At 42.5% G+C, this 16,632-nt stretch carries 16 protein-coding genes and 1 tRNA gene; 8 read left to right on the top strand and 9 right to left on the bottom strand.

Annotation, left to right across the window (positions count from 1 at the left end; genetic code table 11):
* Positions 1 to 2: 2 nt before the first annotated feature.
* Together B0I21_RS12120 and B0I21_RS12125 are read right to left on the bottom strand one after the other, a co-directional pair.
* Positions 3 to 1,505: a Y-family DNA polymerase gene (locus B0I21_RS12120; RefSeq protein WP_133640721.1), complete on the bottom strand. Its 1,503-nt coding sequence runs from the start codon at positions 1,503 to 1,505 to the stop codon at positions 3 to 5.
* A 2-nt stretch (positions 1,506 to 1,507) separates the two neighbouring features.
* Positions 1,508 to 2,248, bottom strand: coding sequence for an ImuA family protein (locus B0I21_RS12125; RefSeq protein WP_166637844.1), 741 nt, complete (start codon positions 2,246 to 2,248; stop codon positions 1,508 to 1,510).
* Between the two features lie 99 nt (positions 2,249 to 2,347).
* Between B0I21_RS12125 and B0I21_RS12130 the strand changes: the two genes are divergently transcribed.
* Positions 2,348 to 3,937 (top strand): sulfatase family protein, encoded by a 1,590-nt coding sequence (locus B0I21_RS12130; RefSeq protein WP_133640723.1) that lies wholly within the window; start codon positions 2,348 to 2,350, stop codon positions 3,935 to 3,937.
* Positions 3,938 to 4,055: 118 nt separating this feature from the next.
* On the opposite strand, the gene B0I21_RS12135 is transcribed toward B0I21_RS12130, so the two are convergent.
* A complete protein-coding gene (locus tag B0I21_RS12135; protein WP_133640724.1) occupies positions 4,056 to 4,697 on the bottom strand; it encodes a carbohydrate-binding family 9-like protein in 642 nt (213 codons plus the stop codon).
* Positions 4,698 to 4,709: 12 nt separating this feature from the next.
* Positions 4,710 to 5,822 carry a phosphotransferase enzyme family protein gene (locus tag B0I21_RS12140; RefSeq protein WP_133640725.1) on the bottom strand — a complete coding sequence of 371 codons (1,113 nt, stop codon included), beginning with the start codon at positions 5,820 to 5,822 and terminating at the stop codon, positions 4,710 to 4,712.
* 258 nt (positions 5,823 to 6,080) lie between these two features.
* Here B0I21_RS12140 and B0I21_RS12145 point away from each other — a divergent pair, with 258 nt between their 5' ends.
* Entirely contained in the window at positions 6,081 to 7,403 is a 1,323-nt protein-coding gene (locus B0I21_RS12145; RefSeq protein ID WP_133640726.1) for a hemolysin family protein, read from the top strand.
* A 2-nt stretch (positions 7,404 to 7,405) separates the two neighbouring features.
* Here B0I21_RS12145 and trxA read toward each other — a convergent pair whose 3' ends face one another.
* Complete coding sequence (trxA, locus tag B0I21_RS12150) at positions 7,406 to 7,708, bottom strand: thioredoxin (RefSeq protein WP_133640727.1); 303 nt, start codon at positions 7,706 to 7,708, stop codon at positions 7,406 to 7,408.
* A gap of 39 nt (positions 7,709 to 7,747) precedes the next feature.
* Entirely contained in the window at positions 7,748 to 8,599 is an 852-nt protein-coding gene (locus B0I21_RS12155) for a glycoside hydrolase family 25 protein (RefSeq protein ID WP_133640728.1), read from the bottom strand.
* A 59-nt stretch (positions 8,600 to 8,658) separates the two neighbouring features.
* Between B0I21_RS12155 and B0I21_RS12160 the strand changes: the two genes are divergently transcribed.
* Together B0I21_RS12160 and B0I21_RS12165 are read left to right on the top strand one after the other, a co-directional pair.
* Positions 8,659 to 9,543, top strand: coding sequence for a bestrophin family protein (locus B0I21_RS12160; RefSeq protein WP_133640729.1), 885 nt, complete (start codon positions 8,659 to 8,661; stop codon positions 9,541 to 9,543).
* Positions 9,544 to 9,657: 114 nt separating this feature from the next.
* A tRNA-Ser gene (locus B0I21_RS12165) sits at positions 9,658 to 9,745 on the top strand.
* Positions 9,746 to 9,906: 161 nt separating this feature from the next.
* On the opposite strand, the gene B0I21_RS20160 is transcribed toward B0I21_RS12165, so the two are convergent.
* From B0I21_RS20160 to B0I21_RS12175, 3 genes are all read right to left on the bottom strand, one after another.
* Positions 9,907 to 10,074, bottom strand: coding sequence for a hypothetical protein (locus B0I21_RS20160; RefSeq protein WP_166637845.1), 168 nt, complete (start codon positions 10,072 to 10,074; stop codon positions 9,907 to 9,909).
* 1,200 nt (positions 10,075 to 11,274) lie between these two features.
* Complete coding sequence (locus tag B0I21_RS20295; protein WP_133640730.1) at positions 11,275 to 11,466, bottom strand: hypothetical protein; 192 nt, start codon at positions 11,464 to 11,466, stop codon at positions 11,275 to 11,277.
* An 11-nt stretch (positions 11,467 to 11,477) separates the two neighbouring features.
* Entirely contained in the window at positions 11,478 to 11,846 is a 369-nt protein-coding gene (locus tag B0I21_RS12175; protein ID WP_133640731.1) for a winged helix-turn-helix transcriptional regulator, read from the bottom strand.
* Between the two features lie 98 nt (positions 11,847 to 11,944).
* Here B0I21_RS12175 and B0I21_RS12180 point away from each other — a divergent pair, with 98 nt between their 5' ends.
* From B0I21_RS12180 to B0I21_RS12200, 4 genes are all read left to right on the top strand, one after another.
* The gene (locus tag B0I21_RS12180; RefSeq protein ID WP_133640732.1) at positions 11,945 to 13,204 is read left to right on the top strand and encodes a serine hydrolase domain-containing protein; all 1,260 of its coding nucleotides are present in this window, start codon (positions 11,945 to 11,947) and stop codon (positions 13,202 to 13,204) included.
* Between the two features lie 233 nt (positions 13,205 to 13,437).
* Positions 13,438 to 14,466: a hypothetical protein gene (locus tag B0I21_RS12185; protein ID WP_133640733.1), complete on the top strand. Its 1,029-nt coding sequence runs from the start codon at positions 13,438 to 13,440 to the stop codon at positions 14,464 to 14,466.
* Between the two features lie 47 nt (positions 14,467 to 14,513).
* On the top strand, positions 14,514 to 15,107 hold the full coding sequence (locus B0I21_RS12190; RefSeq protein ID WP_133640734.1) for a hypothetical protein: 594 nt from the start codon (positions 14,514 to 14,516) through the stop codon (positions 15,105 to 15,107).
* Between the two features lie 417 nt (positions 15,108 to 15,524).
* Complete coding sequence (locus B0I21_RS12200; protein ID WP_133640736.1) at positions 15,525 to 16,586, top strand: fatty acid desaturase family protein; 1,062 nt, start codon at positions 15,525 to 15,527, stop codon at positions 16,584 to 16,586.
* Positions 16,587 to 16,632: the final 46 nt, after the last annotated feature.

Genomic DNA, 16,632 nt, shown 5'->3' on the forward strand with positions numbered 1-16,632 from the left:
TCCTAAGCAAAAAAACCATGTAAATACCATTCCGATGTTCGATCACCACGATAGTGGCCCAGCCTAAACAACCAATACCGGCTTCCACGTTCATCTTCCACATAGTAATAATCGCGGTGTTCGCCATTTTCTAACCACCATTCGCGTTCTATGCGTTCAGGACCATCTGCTTTTTTTATATGGTGCACTTTGCTGGCATACCTAAAAAGCATAGGCGGATAATCTGGGATGGGTGCTGTAACTTCTATTCGCTGCGGGGGATGTAACAGACGCGTGGGCCGCGGTTTATCGAGGGGCCAGGCTATGCTGGGTTTTTCAGCGAAGGAATCTGCCGCTTTGATAGCGCGTTCAGGCCAATGGTGCTGATCGGGCACATACCGGTTGATAAGGCAGTTACGATCTCTACCTTTAATTCGATCCAGCAGTTCGATCACAGCTGTGTTGGATCCGGCCAACCCATCTCGCCATAACGTTTCCTGCGATGAAGCTGCCTCATCAACCACAAGGGCTTCCAATAAAAACAACTCTATTCCCAAGGCAGGTTCTATATGCACAATTTTTTGATTGAATAAGCTACATAGGTGCGGAACATGAGCGGAAGGTCTGTTGGTGCCAATCTCTACAAAGACCTTTTTTCCGTCAATACGGTAACAGGTCAATTTGGCCTTTCGCAAACCTCTACCTTCGCTAGCGAGACGTTTGCATAAGGTTTCCAGTAAGGTATGAATAGCCACCTCAATACCCTTCTCGGTTCGGATGGGTTCTAGGCAAGGCAATTGTTCGGCATAAGGCACAATACCTTGTAGGGGCTCTATATACTCTTCTTTGGTTCCCATAAACTGCGCTAGACGTAGCAAAAGCGCTGCTGAAAACCTTCTTTTTAAGAGTGCGGTTGAAACGGCAGCTACGCTTCCCAGCGTGCGAAAACCCAGTTTATACAAGCGAGCTACATCATCAAATTCCAGCCTTAGGGCTTCCACAGGAAGTGCTGAAAGCATGGGCAATTGGGTATCGACCGGCACGACCGTTTTATGAGCACGGTATCGCGATGCCGCCCAAGCCGCCCCAATCGTATCGGCGCTGCTTATGCACGTTTGGTAGCCCTTTTCGCTTAATTGCGTAGCAATGGTACCGATGTAGAGTTCTTCACTGCCCCATAAGTGCGTACAGCCGCTGCTATCCAACACGACACCGCCCCGCCCGTCCAACGCTACAGTAGGGGTAAACTTCAATAACCATATTCCAATAGCTTTCAGCAGCTTATCACTTCGCATATCTTTATCATTCACGACATGTAGCGTGGGTAATGCGGCTTTTGCATCCGCCAGAACCATCTGTGGAGCAACACCCATTTTTTCTGCTATTGGACTCACTGCTGTGATAACCATACGCCCTTTCTCCGGCAGCACAAATACAATAGGCTGATCAGCATACGTTTTGTTTTTGCGCATATACCAATCTGCTAGCAGGTATGGAAACCAGATGGCTACATAACGCTTTTGCATACTTATCCCACTTTTAAATCCACTACGCGTTGCTGTTCTACGCTTACCTCTTTATGGGCAAGCGTAAACTGCCCACGTTGCCAACCCACTTCCCAAGAGCCTGGATTGCCATTCCGTACTTTCAGGAGATCAACAGACCATAAAGGGAAACCGACACCTGGCAGTCCATCTACTACCGTGCTGGGCAATGATCGCACCTGCCAGCGCGCAGCGCAAGCGGTCGCCATATGCTGCCGGACAGCGGTACGCAAGAGTAAACCCGTCACTTTACTTTTTTCAACGGCCAATTGTAATCGACGGGACTGGATAAAATCCAAATCTTGGATCTCAGCCACGACAACTTGAATATCGGCACACTTCAAAGATTCTTCCAGCGCCCATAAGATATCTTTTTCACGCTGCATACGAATAAAAATGACCTGTTCTGGGGCAACACCAAACGTCTTTAGCGCTGGTGCATATAATTGTTGTGTACTCCCGATCCAAATACAGACCCCTCCCTGCTGCAGTAGCGTAGCAAGGAGTCCGCCTATGAATCCACTGGTAGCCGCTTCATCTTCCTGCTTATCTGCTATAAACTCGTGAATACAGCTTAACGGAAATGTTTGTCCGGGGAAAGCATGTTCCAATAATCCCAGTCCAAGCGATTTGGAAGTTTCATCTTTTTCTTTGTAACCTTGCCAAGCCAAAATCTGCCGCTGTAAGCGGGCGACCTCGGTCCGTTGGGTTGTATGGGCTTGCATAATAATTTCCTCCTTTCTACACACAAAAGTAATACTAAATTTTTTAGTAAATCATGTTTAAAGGTTTTTTCTTACTTTTAAGTGTTTAAACCTCTCGCTATGCACTATATACGCTTTTTATACCTGGTTTCTATGCTAAGTTGTGGGTCAGGGTTTTTGGGAAACGCACAACAAAAAAATCCAAAACCTAATATTGTATACATCATGAGTGATGACCATGCTTACCAAGCCATCAGCGCCTATGGTCATGGTTTAAATCAAACACCTCATATCGATCGATTAGCACAAGAGGGCCTTAAGTTTACCCGCGCTACCGTAACGAATTCACTTTGTGCACCAAGCCGGGCTGTTTTGCTGACTGGAAAACACAGCTTTGTGAATGGTAAAATCGATAACATGGCAAAATTTGATTGGAACCAGGATAATTTTGCGAAGATGCTTCAAAAGCATGGTTATCAAACGGCACTGATCGGCAAAATTCATATGGATGGATTACCACAAGGCTTTGATCATTCTGCTGTTTTGATAGACCAAGGGGAATATTACAACCCAAACTTTGTTATCAACGGCCATAAACAACAGCTCACGGGCTATGTGACAGACTTGACAACCGATATGGTCATAGACTGGATTGATAAGCGCGATTCGGAAAAGCCGTTTTGTGTGCTCTATCACCAGAAAGCTCCACATCGGGAATGGCTGCCTGCCCTAAGGCATATTCAATCCTATACCGCAACCACCTATCCGGAACCTGCCACCTTGTTTGACGATTTTCAAGGCCGCGGCACTGCGGCTAAATCTGCTGAAATGAATATCCTCAACCATATGAATTGGGCTGGTGATAGTAAGGTGCCGCCACCCCTAATGGATGAACTCGGACTCAAAGAGTATATGAAATGGGACAAAGCTGCTTATACGAACAACCTGGGCAGAATGACTGAAGAAGAACGAAAGTCATGGGATGCCGTATACAACCCTATCATGGAAACATTCAAGGCCCAGTATCCTAACATGACTAGTCGGGAGCTTTTGCAATGGCGCTACCAGCGGTATATGCAGGATTACATGGGTACTGTGGCAGCTGTCGATGAAGGGGTTGGCAAGCTACTGGATTATCTAAAGGCTAACGGACTGGAGGAGAATACTATTGTCATCTACACCTCTGATCAAGGTTTCTATTTGGGTGAGCATGGCTGGTTTGATAAGCGCTTTATGTATGAAGAGTCTCTGCGCACTCCCCTGCTGATCCGCTATCCAAAAGAAATTCCCGCTGGAAAAACATCAAATGCATTGGTGCAGAACCTCGATTTTGCTCCCACACTGTTGGATTTTGCGGGTGTTGAGATCCCGGCAGACATACAAGGTGAATCATTCCGCACGCTCGCTGCTGGAAAAGACAGTTTATGGAGAGACGCCGTTTATTATACTTACTATGAATATCCTAGTATTCATATGGTGAAAAGGCACTATGGCATCCGTACCGATCGTTATAAGCTTATCCATTTTTATTATGATGTGGATGAATGGGAACTGTATGATCTGGAAAAGGATCCAAACGAACTTAGCAATGTTTATGAGGATCCGGATTATGCAGCCATCAAAAAGCACATGACCAAAAAACTTCAGGATGTTCGTAAAAAATATAAGGACTCGGGGCAAAATGATGCGCGTTATATCCCTGTAGAATAGCAATTTATATATTCGACATTAATTTTAAGTTGATATACTTATTGACGAGCTATGAAAAACGGATCTGTACATAGCGCGTTGACATGCAAGGTTGGGGTTTCTGCTTTCAAGATCTTTTCTACAGAAATTCGAGCTCACCAAAAAATTCGGGCAAATGAAAATTAGGCTTCGGCCAACTAATGGGCGCCCAGGACATGAAATGGGGTTCGGGTAATGCATCGCCGCATTTATAGAAATTAGCGTGCGCAGAAAGACCCGCCAAAGAGCGAATAGGACTTTTTGCAAAAACGGCTATGGGAATGTAGAGTATAATGTTCCATTGTTTCCTGCCCTGATAGCTAAGGATGGAGGTCGTTGTTGCTACTTGCATAATCGTATCGGCATTCAGGCGGGTTCTTTCTGCTTTGATTTGGGTACCGTAGCCAATTAATCCCGTGCCCACAACATTAAATTCTAAATTGTAGTAATGTTTTTTTTGGTCGAAAGAGATAAAAAACTCGACACAACTATCTTCCCAAACCGATTCATTTGGACGCACATACTGCCCCTTAATAAAATCCTCTTTAACGGCGTAATGCAGGATAATAGCCGATCCATTATGTGCAATCTGAAAGTCTACGAATGGCTTGTATGGATATTCCCCTTTCCAATTGTGTCGATCTACGGCATGCCAAGTTAACCCTTCCATTTTACCAGCCATGTGGGCATAATTTAAATTTTCGGCGTCTATATCGAGGTGCTCTACTATCAATTTACTCATTACATTTTCTTTTTATTCGGTCAAACTAGCATATAAAATGGAGCGTAGCTGCTGCTTTTCCTTTTCCAGTTCCTCTACTAAGGTAAGCTGTGCTTTTGTTCTCACCAAATTATGGTCTGTATATTGTATTTTATAGTAGCTATCTCCCTGCAGATAGTCCGTTAAAAAACGAACCGCTTGCATAAAAGGGAGCAGAAAAACCCCGTCTAGTAGTGATTCGATTTCAGCAGCCGTAAGAAAGTGTTTGGCAGCGTGCATATATCCTTTCGTGTAAGCGCTAAACAGCCTAATATCCAGTTTTATTTTAGTCAAGTCTGATTCATCTTCTGCGGCCGAGTTGATCACCGTACGGATGGCATCTCCGAAATCATAAGCCACATAGCCTGGCATCACCGTATCCAAATCAATAACACACTGCACATTGTCCTGCTCATCTAACAATACATTATTAAATTTGGTGTCGTTGTGGGTGATTCGTAAGGGTAGTTCGCCTTTCTCCGCGCGCAACAAGATACTTCGCATCGCTGTTTCACGCTCCGCTATGAACTGCAATAGCTCCCCTACTTCGGCTACACGATTTGCGCTATCAGCAGAAATTGCTTGCCTTAGATTTTCCATTCGGAAGTCGATATTGTGAAAATTAGGTAACACCTCGACCAACCTGCTGGCATCCAGATCTGCCAACTGCATTTGAAACTCACCAAAGGCTAGTCCCCCAGAATAGGCCTGGGCTTCTGTTTCTACGATATCATAGCTTTTGGTACGTTCTAGCAAAATAAACATCCGCCAATACCCCTGCTTCTCATCCACATGAAAGAGCGTTCCCGATCGGGTGGGTACCAACGTTAACGTACTTTTCTCGACCAGCTCTTGACCGCGATGCGCTAACTTTCCTTTCAGATGGTCCAACACGATCTTCGTATTCTGCATCAACGCCGGAATGTCTGTAAATATATGATTGTTTATCTTTTGCAAAAGATAGCTTTCGCCTTTCGGATGATCGGTCTTTACGCAAAAGGTATCGTTAATATGTCCAGAGCCAAATCGCTCCACACTTACTATTTCGCCTTGAATATCAAAATGGATGACAGAATCTAAAATCGTATTATCTTTACAAACAAACATACTTGACAAATTAAAACAGCTTTCTGGTTTACAGTCTGCAATATCCCAATTAATTAATAAAAAGAAAAGCCCGAATAGCAAGCAAACGTTTGTTCTTTTTGATTTACCGTCATATAGACGCTATTCTTTTTATCCGAGATCAAAACTTCGAGTTTTACCTTATTTTATGCGCAAAGATCGACGCTTAGTTTATTTTAAGGATCGAGAAATTCTATTAAAAAGAATTTGTATTTTGGGTAATCAAAAAAAGATAGCATTATGCTCACAGAGATCATTATAATTTTAGCCTTAATTGTTTTAAATGGCATCTTTTCGGCTTCGGAAATATCCATTGTTTCCAGCAGAAAAGCAAGATTACAGGCCATGGCCGACAAGAAAAACAATTCGGCACGAATTGCCCTAAAGCTGAAAGACAACCCAAACCGTTTTTTATCCACCGTACAGATAGGCATCACATTAATAGGTATATTGACTGGTTTTTTTAGCGGAGGAACAATATCATCCTACTTGGCAGATGTCTTGAATAATGTACCCTTATTGGCGCCCTATAGCCAACAAATCTCCATTATATTGGTCGTGCTGGTGATCACCTACTTGACATTGGTTATTGGAGAGTTGGTACCTAAGCGTATAGGCATGGCCATTCCAGAGGGGTATGCTTCGCTCATTGCGGCACCCATGCAGCTATTGAGCAAGATCGTGCGTCCTTTTGTGTGGCTACTTAGTGTCTCGACAGATGCTATAGTGAAACTACTGAATATCAAAGTTTCTGAAAACACCGTAACTGAAGAAGAAATCAAAGCATTAGTAGATGAAGGCGTTAGCAGCGGCGTTATTGAGAATTTTGAGCATGATTTTGTTGACAGGCTTTTAGTTCTCGGAGACAAGCGCGCTATCAACCTGATGGTGCATCGCTCGGATATTGTTTGTCTGGATTTGCAAAATTCCTTCGAAGAGAATAAGATCATCATCAGACAATCGGAACATACGGAATTTCCCGTAGTGGACGGAAGCTTTGATCATATCAAAGGGATTATTCATGTTAAGACACTTCTAAAAAAGCATCTCGATGCACAGCCGATCGATCTGGAAGAACTGATACAGCCTATCCCCTTTGTGAATGAAAACACATCGGCCTACAACATTTTGAATGTCTTTAAGAATGCCAAAGCACAGCTCGCCATCGTGATTGATGAATATGGCATTGCACAGGGAATCGTTTCCATCAAAGATATTGTCCGTACGTTGTTTGGCGACATGGAATCGTCTGTCGATCAAGAAGCTAACATCCGCAAGCGGGACGATGGATCATTTATCGCTGACGGCCGGATACAGCTCGATGACTTTCTGCAGTACTTTGAGATCTACTTATCTGATGAAGAAGATGAAGAACTTGGAAATGTGACGACATTGGGTGGGCTGGTATTTCTAACGCTCGACCACGTACCTGAGGAAGGGGAATACATCCACTTCAAAAGATATAAATTAGAAGTAATTGATATGGATGGCCATCGTATTGATAAAGTATTGATTACGAAGATTCCTAGGCTATTGCATGACATTCCGGAGAATGAAGACTAACGTCATGATGCTATGTGCCGACCGACGACAGCTATGAGATCGGGCAATGTCATGACGCCGCTTTGTCGCCACACTTGCTGGCCATCTTCGAATAATAGCATCGTAGGCACCCCTTGCACGCGGTACGTACTGGCCAGCTGATTATTTTTATCCACATCAATCTTTATAACAGATAGCTTCTCACCGTAGTGTGCTTTCAAGTCTTTGAGGATGGGCGCTAGCATTTGGCAGGGTCCACACCAAGTTGCTGAAAAATCCACCAATACCAGCGGATGTTGTTTGATAAGATCAGTAAATGTTGCCATATAGGTAGAGTACAATAATAATCAATAAAAGTTTATACGTTAGTACGGAATCGCTAAATTTTCAATATCTTCCATGGTTCCTTTAAACATGTTGAGATCCACATTTCCTGATATGCCGCGCACGCGCCCGCGTTCGGAAAATTGCCAAAAATCCCAATGTTTTTTCGGCTTTTCTACCCAGAAATTGTAGTTAGCAATCCAAAGCGTATAGTCTGAGAATTCCTTCTCCAGGAAATCGGTAAAGTAGCTGTCTCCAGAATATAAGATAGGCCGGATGCCGTAATGTGTCTCGACCTCATCCAGCCAACGCTTCAGACCTACTTTCAGTGAGTCCATAGGCTGCCGTCTCGGTCTTTCTTCGATATCCAGCACAGGAGGAAGATCGCCGGGTTTGAGCTTTACAGTACGGATGAAGTTGCGGGCTTGGCGCTTGGAATTTTCATTCGGCCTAAAATAGTGGTATGCCCCACGGAGCTTGGCTCGGCTTGCGGCCGCCTCCCAATTCTCCTGAAAGCGTTTGTCCTGCTTCTTCTCCCCCATAGTGGAGCGAATGAAAACAAAATCCAGCGGCACCTCATCGTGGATAGTATGGACTTCAATCCAGTTTATACGGCCTTGATACTGTGAAATATCTATCCCATACAGGTAGCTATCATGCTTGCTCATTAAACTGATGTTTCGTCTTAAATGTTCATCATCATCATATTTTTTACCCGCATCATCTCCATAAAAGTAGTTTTTGATCGTATACATCAAATCTGTTTTATAGATTAACAAGGCGCCTAAACCTACCACCACGATCGGAATGATTATACTCCATAGCAGAAATTTCCGCCGATCGGGTTCTTCAACCTTTCGTTTCGTCTTGACCGTTCTCTTGGATTTTGCCATATTGCATCGAAAATAGTGCATTTATTTTTTTTTGACAACAGTAAATCCTCAACATCAATATGCGTGTTTATAATTCCAAAGAATGGTTTACAGCTACGGTTCTTTTCCATCGAAGCGACACCTTTCGTAAACTTCTTCCCTTCCTATTTCTGATGGCGGCTTATTCTTGGGGAATAGCCTATTGGGAGTTGGAATACTTGAAGCTCTCCGAAAAAAGCTGGATCAAAAATATCACGATGGTCCATAATCTGCTGGGCTTCGTTTTATCCCTGTTGTTGGTATTTCGAACTAATACCGCTTACGATCGTTGGTGGGAGGCACGAAAGCAATGGGGAACATTGACCAATATCAGTCGAACGCTAGCCATCAAATTGGATGCATTCGTTGATGAGGACGACGCGGTTACACGAAGCTTTTTCAGAAGAACTATTCCGTTATATGCGGAGACCGTATTTCATTTCCTACGCTCGGACTACGTGAAGTTTATGCTGGACGAAAAAGAGCATCCGGAACTGACCACATTGGATGAACAAAAGCATGGCCCAAACCAAGTCGCTGCCCTGATATTTAGCAAAGTCAATGCGCTCTATCGCGACAAAAAGATATCTGGGGAACAGCTTATTGTGCTGAATGACGAGCTGCAGAACCTGACCAACGTTTGTGGTGCCTGTGAGCGGATCAAAAACACCCCTATACCATTAAGTTACAGCTCGTTTATTAAAAAGTTTGTCATGGCCTACTCCGCTACGCTGCCCATTGGCTTCGTATTTTCGATGGGCTATTTTGTGGTTGCGGCTGTGCCGTTCATCTTTTATGTGTTAGCCTCGCTGGAGCTAATCGGCGAATCGATAGAAGAGCCCTTCGGAACAGATACCGATGACTTACCTATTGATAAGATCGCTCAAAACATTAAAAAACACGTCTATGAGGTGCTTAAACCCTGATTTCTGAGGGAGTTGATGCGGCTAAAACAAAATAATCTCGCTCATTTTCAGCACCTAAAAGAACAGGGCGGAAATAAGTTTTGCAGAATAAGCCAGAATTTCTACTTTTGTCGCGGAGAGTTGGCAGAGTGGTCGAATGCGGCAGTCTTGAAAACTGTTGACTGTCACAGGTCCGGGGGTTCGAATCCCTCACTCTCCGCCAAACAAAAGCAGCTTTTTTAGCTGCTTTTGTTGTTTAAGCACCAGCTGGATTCGAACCGAAGCGTGGGCCGGGGTTCGATCCAAGGGAGGTTCAGGGTTGGGTTTGGGAATCGCACGGCTGAACCAATCCCGAACGCTCCGCCAAACAAAAGCAGCTTTTTTTTAGCTGCTTTTGTTGTTTAAGCACCAGCTGGATTCGAACCCAAGCGTAGGCCGGGGTTCGATCCAAGGGAGGTTCAGGGTTGGGTTTGGGAATCGCGCGGCTGAACCAATCCCGAACGCTCCGCCAAACAAAAGCAGCTTTTTCAGCTGCTTTTGTTGTTTAAGCATGATTTGGATTCGAACCGAAGCGTCGGCCGGGGTTCGATCCAAGGGAGGTTCAGGGTTGTGTTTGGGGCTCGCACGGCTGAACCAATCCCTCACTCTCCGCCAAACAAAAGCAGCTTTTTTTTAGCTGCTTTTGTTGTTTAAGCACCACCTGGATTCGAACCGAAGCGTGGGCCGGGGTTCGATCCAGAGAAGGTTCAGGGTTGGGGTTGGGACGCGCGCGGCTGAACCAATCCCGAACGCTCTGCCAAACAAAAGCCTCTCCTATTTTGTATCAAACAAATATTGAAAACTGCCTCACTTAAGATTACCGGGAAAAAACACAGCTTTTAGTTGTTGTAATAAGAAGTTAGCAGTCAGCGTTCAGATGCTAAATGCTTAATTTAGTTTATTGTTTTTAGCTTCTTAAATTGAAGATAATTCTTGTCTTATGAGAAGTGTCTTGATAAAAAATGGTAGACTTACCTCGTGATCACTTTTTTTATAATAACAATTGCGATCGGTTTTTCCAGATTTTTTTCTGTTGATCAATTGGAGATAGACATCCAACTAATGTTTAATTTAGGACTTGTGCAATATCTCAACCGGTTAGAAACAGGGGAAGTTATTGATTCAGACAGCGATAATGCTCCTTACATAGATTATTTTATTTAAGATTTTGATTTTAATTATGAGCTATTATTCCACGTCTGAGGAGGAAGGGTCTGGGCATCTTATATTTAATTCGTCGAAAAGAGTGCGAACCTTTGTTCGCCAACTTGATCGAGCAAGTGGCCGACTTTTTTGGTCCTTTAAATATCAACTCTGTTTTGCGAATGGTGAGGTCTAGATTTTCTGCCTTGTGTATCTCCCTGGTCAAACTTCAATAAAGTTAAAGGTTGATCTAATGGATTGGTTTCTCCATCGAGATCAAAAATGGTACGATGTTCATCTGCTGAAAATAGAGAACGCTTTCTTTGGAGTTGATCGAAAAGTTCTATCAATGGGAATTTCTCAGAAAGGAGGTCAAGATCATAAATATCCTTTTGTGTAGCACGATTTGCCCCCGACATCATCTTAAATAAGGCATATCCAGTTACGATACGAATTTGACACCATCTATATCTTCAAGGTTATCGAGCATTTTCATATTTTGAAGAACTTCTATCTTAATCGTTTCTCCATCGCATATAATAAAAAAACGAACAAAAATATACTGGTCATCTATATCGCATGGAAATTGGAATCTAAACACACGTGCGCCATAAAATTCTCAACCTCGACTTTGATTCTTTCATAACCTGCTTTTCCGATAATATGAGGGAAATAGATATCATTGTCAGTGGATATGCGGTGGTTGTAGCGGATAGCTAAGTTAGATAAATTGGTCGTAACGGTGGAATTTTCTTTTCTCAAATATCTGTTGCCTATGTGGAAGTCGTGTTAAACTGCTTATGCTGTATACCCCATTCTTCTAACTGTTCCAATATCGGGATAAGCTGTATGGCACTTTTGGTCAATTCGTATTCCACACGTGGCGGTACTTCTGCGTAAACTGTCCGTGTAATAAGTTTGTTTTCTTCCATTTTCCGGAGTTGTAGCGTAAGCATACGTTCGGTAATATTTGGGACACGTTTTTTCAACTCTCCGAAACGGAGTTTTCCTTTTGCCAAATGGCAACAGATAGCTAGTGTCCACTGCCCACCGATAAGATTTGTGGCGTAAATTTGGGAACATTCAGCACCTAACTGTTGCTTATTCTCATAATTGACCGAGCTGCTTTTTATTTTACTCATACTTACATATTTGTTAGTATCATACAATGGGATGTCAAGTTACGAAATAGATAGTTTCGGATGTAACTTTGTACTGTCATTTTAAAATCGAAATAACAATGTATAAACAGTTTTTAACTATCATCTTTTGTGCAATAACACTTAATGGCTTTTCACAAAACACTAAACTTGAAACAAGCATTGACGACTTATCCAATCGGTTGGTAAATTCCCAAGAGGTTGCAGGTATCACTATTTTATTACTTAAAGACGACGAAGTTTTGTACAACAAAGCCTTTGGATACGCTGATGTTGAAGCCATGCGACCATTACGGACAGATAATATTTTTCGTATCGCTTCGCAGACCAAAGCCATAACAAGCGTAGCGGTAATGATACTTTGGGAACAGGGAAAGATCTTACTCGATGACCCCATTTCAAAATACGTCCCCCAGTTCAAAAATCCGCAAGTGCTTGACAAATTCAATCCGGCGGATAGCAGCTATACAACCGTTCCTGCACAAAGGGAAATTACCGTTCGGGATTTGTTACGCCATACGTCGGGCATAGACTATCCGACAATATCCGATGATACAAAGATGCAGGCAATCTACGCAAAAGCAGGAGCAGTAACAGGCATTGGAAACAAAGGCGTATTGAAAGAAAGGATGGAATTGCTCGCCAAACAGCCATTGCGATACCAACCCGGCACGGCTTTTACTTACGGTCTGAATACGGACGTTTTAGGGTACTTGGTAGAGATCGTCAGCGGTATTCCGTTGGACAAGTTTTTCCAAACCAAAATATTTGCACCGTTACGGATGACCGATACACAGTTTAAAGTATCACAGGATCAGGTTAACCGTTTGGTTACTGTCTCAGAAAAAACGGACAAAGGCTTTGCAAAAGTTAACCATACGATTTACGAAAACAGTAACGTTGCTTATCCTTTGGAAGATGAGATATATTTATCCGGTGGAGCAGGGTTAACTTCCACAACGGCCGACTATGCGAAATTTTTGCAGATGATGGTGAACGGAGGCAGTTATCACGGAAAACGAGTTTTAGGTGCAAAAACTGTTGAACTGATGACAACCAACCAGCTTTCACAAGAAGTTATCTCACACGGCGACCCCGTTTTTCGCTTTGGTTTGGGTTTTGAATTAGTGACAGAAGAAAATAAATTTATAAACGCTCCAAGCGTAGGTACGTTTTCCTGGAGTGGAGCTTTCAGTACACACTACTGGGCAGACCCCAAAGAGAATATCGTTGGATTAGTCTTTACACAGGAATATTTCCGCCCCAATCATAATGATTTGGGTACATTGTATAAAAATGTGGTATATGCGAATTTGGAAATGAGAACTACTTCTAAATAGATAAAGCGTAACGGAGGACTTCCAGATACGCTGTTACTATTTGTGAACAAATAAAATTGGAAGTGTAACGCAAATTGTGACCTTGGAAGAAATGCCGTATATTCACCCAATTAATTGTTAACAAAAGAAATTTAGAGTCAACATAACGCAGCATCACCCCTCCTTAAATGTTAAATTTTTTGTATAAATAAAAAAAATTGTCGGTAATTCATTATCTTCGGATAAATGACTACATGATGAGAACCATCCTTTATTGTTTTTTTATAGTATTATTCTTCGCGGCTTGTACGAAGACCGCCGTGCCGCCAACTGTGGAGCCTGAAGAAGAAAAAGAGGAAGAACAAAAGCCTGTCATACCCGAGCCGCCGCAAGAGTATTACGTTAAAAAAACAGCCAGTTTCGAAAAATCAGCGTATTACTTTGATAGCCAATCATCTGTGGATTTGTATTTGGGCACGATCATCCATATGAAGGATACTTCAGACAATATCTACGTCGAAAATCTAAATTTTGCATACGCTCCATTCCCGATCTGGTATTTATCGTATTCTTCAGCACCATTAGAGAATAAAATCCCAAGTTTCGAAGCCATGAAGGATTATGCTAAGCGAAATGCTAAGAATACGACTAGTGGTTTCAATTCGTCTTCAATCACATTTTCCGACTATGCAGAAATTCAACGGTGGCTACCAAATAATGTTGATACAAAAACATTTTTAAAGCTTGCTACCTATCAGGACTCGACAGTAGCCCGTAAACCTTTTACTTCCGTTTTGCAGTCAGAATCCATTCAATTTGATTTCTTTACCGATCTAACAGACTTTCAATCTTATTTTACAAACCCATATGTAAACGATGTCATCGCATTAGGGCGCTCTCCCTACTTCGTTCACTTGGTATCTTATGGTAAACACTATATTATTATGGCGGAAAGTGACTCGACGAGAGTTAACCTGAATAGGACACTCGAGAAGTTGATTGAGGAAAATCCCATAACAATGCAAGAGGAGAACGTCCTTGCATCAAGTAAGGTATTGATCTATCTACGCACTGGCAAGAAGGAAAGCTTTATTGAAAAGGGAGAAGGAGCTCAAGAAATAAAGAATATGGTGAGCAGATTTATCACGGAATGGAAAGACGAAACGCATCAGTACGACTATCCTCTACACTGTATATTAAGCAGTCTGAAAGATTATAGCACCTTAAGATACAAGCAATCTTTCGACTTTCTCGTCAAAGAAAAGCGGAATCCGGAACCATAACCTATCAAGCACACATGTAAACAAAGACTGAAAAAAAACTGCTCCATATGAAAAAATCAGGCCTGGTAATCACCCTTCTGCTACTTGCTCAACTCTGTTTTGCGCAATATTTTACGTTAACGCCCAAAGGATTTTTAGCGGAAAATCAAGCGGACTATGTAGTCCTAGACTTTCCAAATGTAAAACAAGCGGAACTCTACAAGCGTGTGCAACGTGCACTTGTGTCCATGTATAAAGATCCGAAAGAAGTGTTAAGTTTTATTGAGGGAGAAAGTATCACGGTAAATGGATACCAGCCAGACGCTATCAGCAATAAACGAAGAGCAAATGCAATCGCCATCGCGAAGGCAACTTACGAATATGACCTTTCATATTCCTTATCCATTCTTTTTAAAGATGAAAAAATTCGTTTTAACCGCCCAACCTTCGAATGTAGAAGATGGTATGAGGGCGGATATAAATCGAATTGGGCAACAGGCTGGTCATACCTCCCGCTTGTTAAAGAAAAAAATAATACCGCTGCTATTTTCGACAATAAGGGACAGATCTTGGCGCATGATGTTCTGGAACAATTAAACCATTATTTGAATAGTTTAATAAAAGAAATTCTGGATAAGTCGCAAAATACGAATGATTGGTAAAAAGCAATAAAACATTATTCCTTTTCGCCTTCCCTATTTGCATCTTTCTGAAACGGTGGTTCTTTGGTAACATGGATTTCCTGTTGGCTGATTGCTTAACACCTGTTCTTCTGTATCGAAGAGCTGCAGCAATAGTCTGTTCGAGATCGGTATTATACTGCACATCGAGCCGTATATGCAACCTTTTTCGAAAACCGCCCAGCGTCCAATTGACGACATGCGAATTGAGCAGATCTCCGTTGGGCAAAATAAGGTCAGCGCCATCCGCTGTGGCGATAACACTGCACGCGCAGGTCATTTTAACAAGCTTTAACGAAAATAAAAATAAATTGACCAATTATAAGGCGTAGATTTACAACACCTAAGCATCGAGGCTCAGGTTAAGCAGAATTACATACCCGGCAGAAGCGCATACAGATGAGTCAAGTTATAAAATTCAACAATGTGAACACATTGTTCTCCAAATCCCTCAAACATAAAACCAACGAATATTTTAAAGTTACCGCACAAAAGAAGACGGGCAACCGGCGCATATTCCTGAAGGCTAGCATACTACTTTTAAGTTTCGTTATCTTATATGCGGTGCTGGTGTTTGTGCAACCTCATTGGGCCATCAGTATTATCTTATGTATACTTTTTGGCGTTAATCTCGCTGCTATTGGATTCAACATTATGCATGATGCCGGGCACAATTCGTTCTCGGAAAATAAAAAGCTCAATACATTTCTTTCCTACTCGCTTAACTTGCTGGGAGGCAACATTTACTTTTGGAAGATCAAACATAACGTAGCGCATCATACCTACACGAATATCGATGGCGAGGACCACGATATTGAAGTAAAATTCATGCGTATACACCACGACCAGCAATTAAAAAAACACCACTCCTATCAGCGTTTTTACTTTCCGGTATTGTATGGCGTCTCCTATCTTGCTTGGATATTTTACCAGGATTACGAAAAGTATTTCAAACAAAAAATGGGGCCAGGCTCGGAAAAATTTCAATTTCCGTTAAAAGAAAAATTAATCTTCTGGACAAGTAAGGTGTTGCATTTTGCGTTATTTGTTATCCTTCCTATCGTCTACGTAGGCTGGCTGCCAACTGTCCTCGGTTTATTGATCGCGGGCGCGGTGTGTGGCATGAGTCTGGCCACTGTCTTTCAACTCGCCCACGTCGTGGGAGGTACCGAATTCAAAACCATCGACGAATCCAAAGTGGAAGAAGAATGGATGATTCATCAAATACAATCTACAGCCAACTTCGCGACAAAAAGTAAAGTACTTACATGGATGTTAGGGGGATTGAATTTCCAAGTCGAACACCACCTGTTTCCCAAAATCAGTCATGTACATTACCCTGCCATTAACCGCATCGTGCAGCAAACCTGCCTAGAATTCAATATCCAGTACAATGAATTTAATTCATTTTGGGGCGCCTTCAGATCACACGTTCAGGTGATCCACGCCATGTCTCGTTAGCGGTCAAGTCATAGCCCCAGCTGTATCGTTTTCCTAGAAAGATCGA

The organism is Sphingobacterium paludis (assembly GCF_004364125.1).
In the GTDB taxonomy this organism is placed as follows: Bacteria; Bacteroidota; Bacteroidia; order Sphingobacteriales; family Sphingobacteriaceae; genus Sphingobacterium; species Sphingobacterium paludis.

What these genes read in the sequence shown, in the direction of transcription:
- B0I21_RS12160 (WP_133640729.1), top strand. Translation starts at nt 8,659, where the DNA reads ATGCGTGTTTATAATTCCAAAGAATGGTTTACAGCTACGGTTCTTTTC.
- B0I21_RS12145 (WP_133640726.1), top strand. Translation starts at nt 6,081, where the DNA reads ATGCTCACAGAGATCATTATAATTTTAGCCTTAATTGTTTTAAATGGC.
- B0I21_RS12140 (WP_133640725.1), bottom strand. Translation starts at nt 5,822, where the DNA reads ATGTTTGTTTGTAAAGATAATACGATTTTAGATTCTGTCATCCATTTT.
- B0I21_RS12190 (WP_133640734.1), top strand. Translation starts at nt 14,514, where the DNA reads ATGAAAAAATCAGGCCTGGTAATCACCCTTCTGCTACTTGCTCAACTC.
- B0I21_RS20160 (WP_166637845.1), bottom strand. Translation starts at nt 10,074, where the DNA reads ATGCTTAAACAACAAAAGCAGCTGAAAAAGCTGCTTTTGTTTGGCGGA.
- B0I21_RS12125 (WP_166637844.1), bottom strand. Translation starts at nt 2,248, where the DNA reads ATGCAAGCCCATACAACCCAACGGACCGAGGTCGCCCGCTTACAGCGG.
- B0I21_RS12175 (WP_133640731.1), bottom strand. Translation starts at nt 11,846, where the DNA reads ATGAGTAAAATAAAAAGCAGCTCGGTCAATTATGAGAATAAGCAACAG.
- B0I21_RS12130 (WP_133640723.1), top strand. Translation starts at nt 2,348, where the DNA reads ATGCACTATATACGCTTTTTATACCTGGTTTCTATGCTAAGTTGTGGG.
- B0I21_RS12135 (WP_133640724.1), bottom strand. Translation starts at nt 4,697, where the DNA reads ATGAGTAAATTGATAGTAGAGCACCTCGATATAGACGCCGAAAATTTA.
- trxA (WP_133640727.1), bottom strand. Translation starts at nt 7,708, where the DNA reads ATGGCAACATTTACTGATCTTATCAAACAACATCCGCTGGTATTGGTG.
- B0I21_RS12120 (WP_133640721.1), bottom strand. Translation starts at nt 1,505, where the DNA reads ATGCAAAAGCGTTATGTAGCCATCTGGTTTCCATACCTGCTAGCAGAT.
- B0I21_RS12200 (WP_133640736.1), top strand. Translation starts at nt 15,525, where the DNA reads ATGAGTCAAGTTATAAAATTCAACAATGTGAACACATTGTTCTCCAAA.
- B0I21_RS12155 (WP_133640728.1), bottom strand. Translation starts at nt 8,599, where the DNA reads ATGGCAAAATCCAAGAGAACGGTCAAGACGAAACGAAAGGTTGAAGAA.
- B0I21_RS12185 (WP_133640733.1), top strand. Translation starts at nt 13,438, where the DNA reads ATGATGAGAACCATCCTTTATTGTTTTTTTATAGTATTATTCTTCGCG.
- B0I21_RS12180 (WP_133640732.1), top strand. Translation starts at nt 11,945, where the DNA reads ATGTATAAACAGTTTTTAACTATCATCTTTTGTGCAATAACACTTAAT.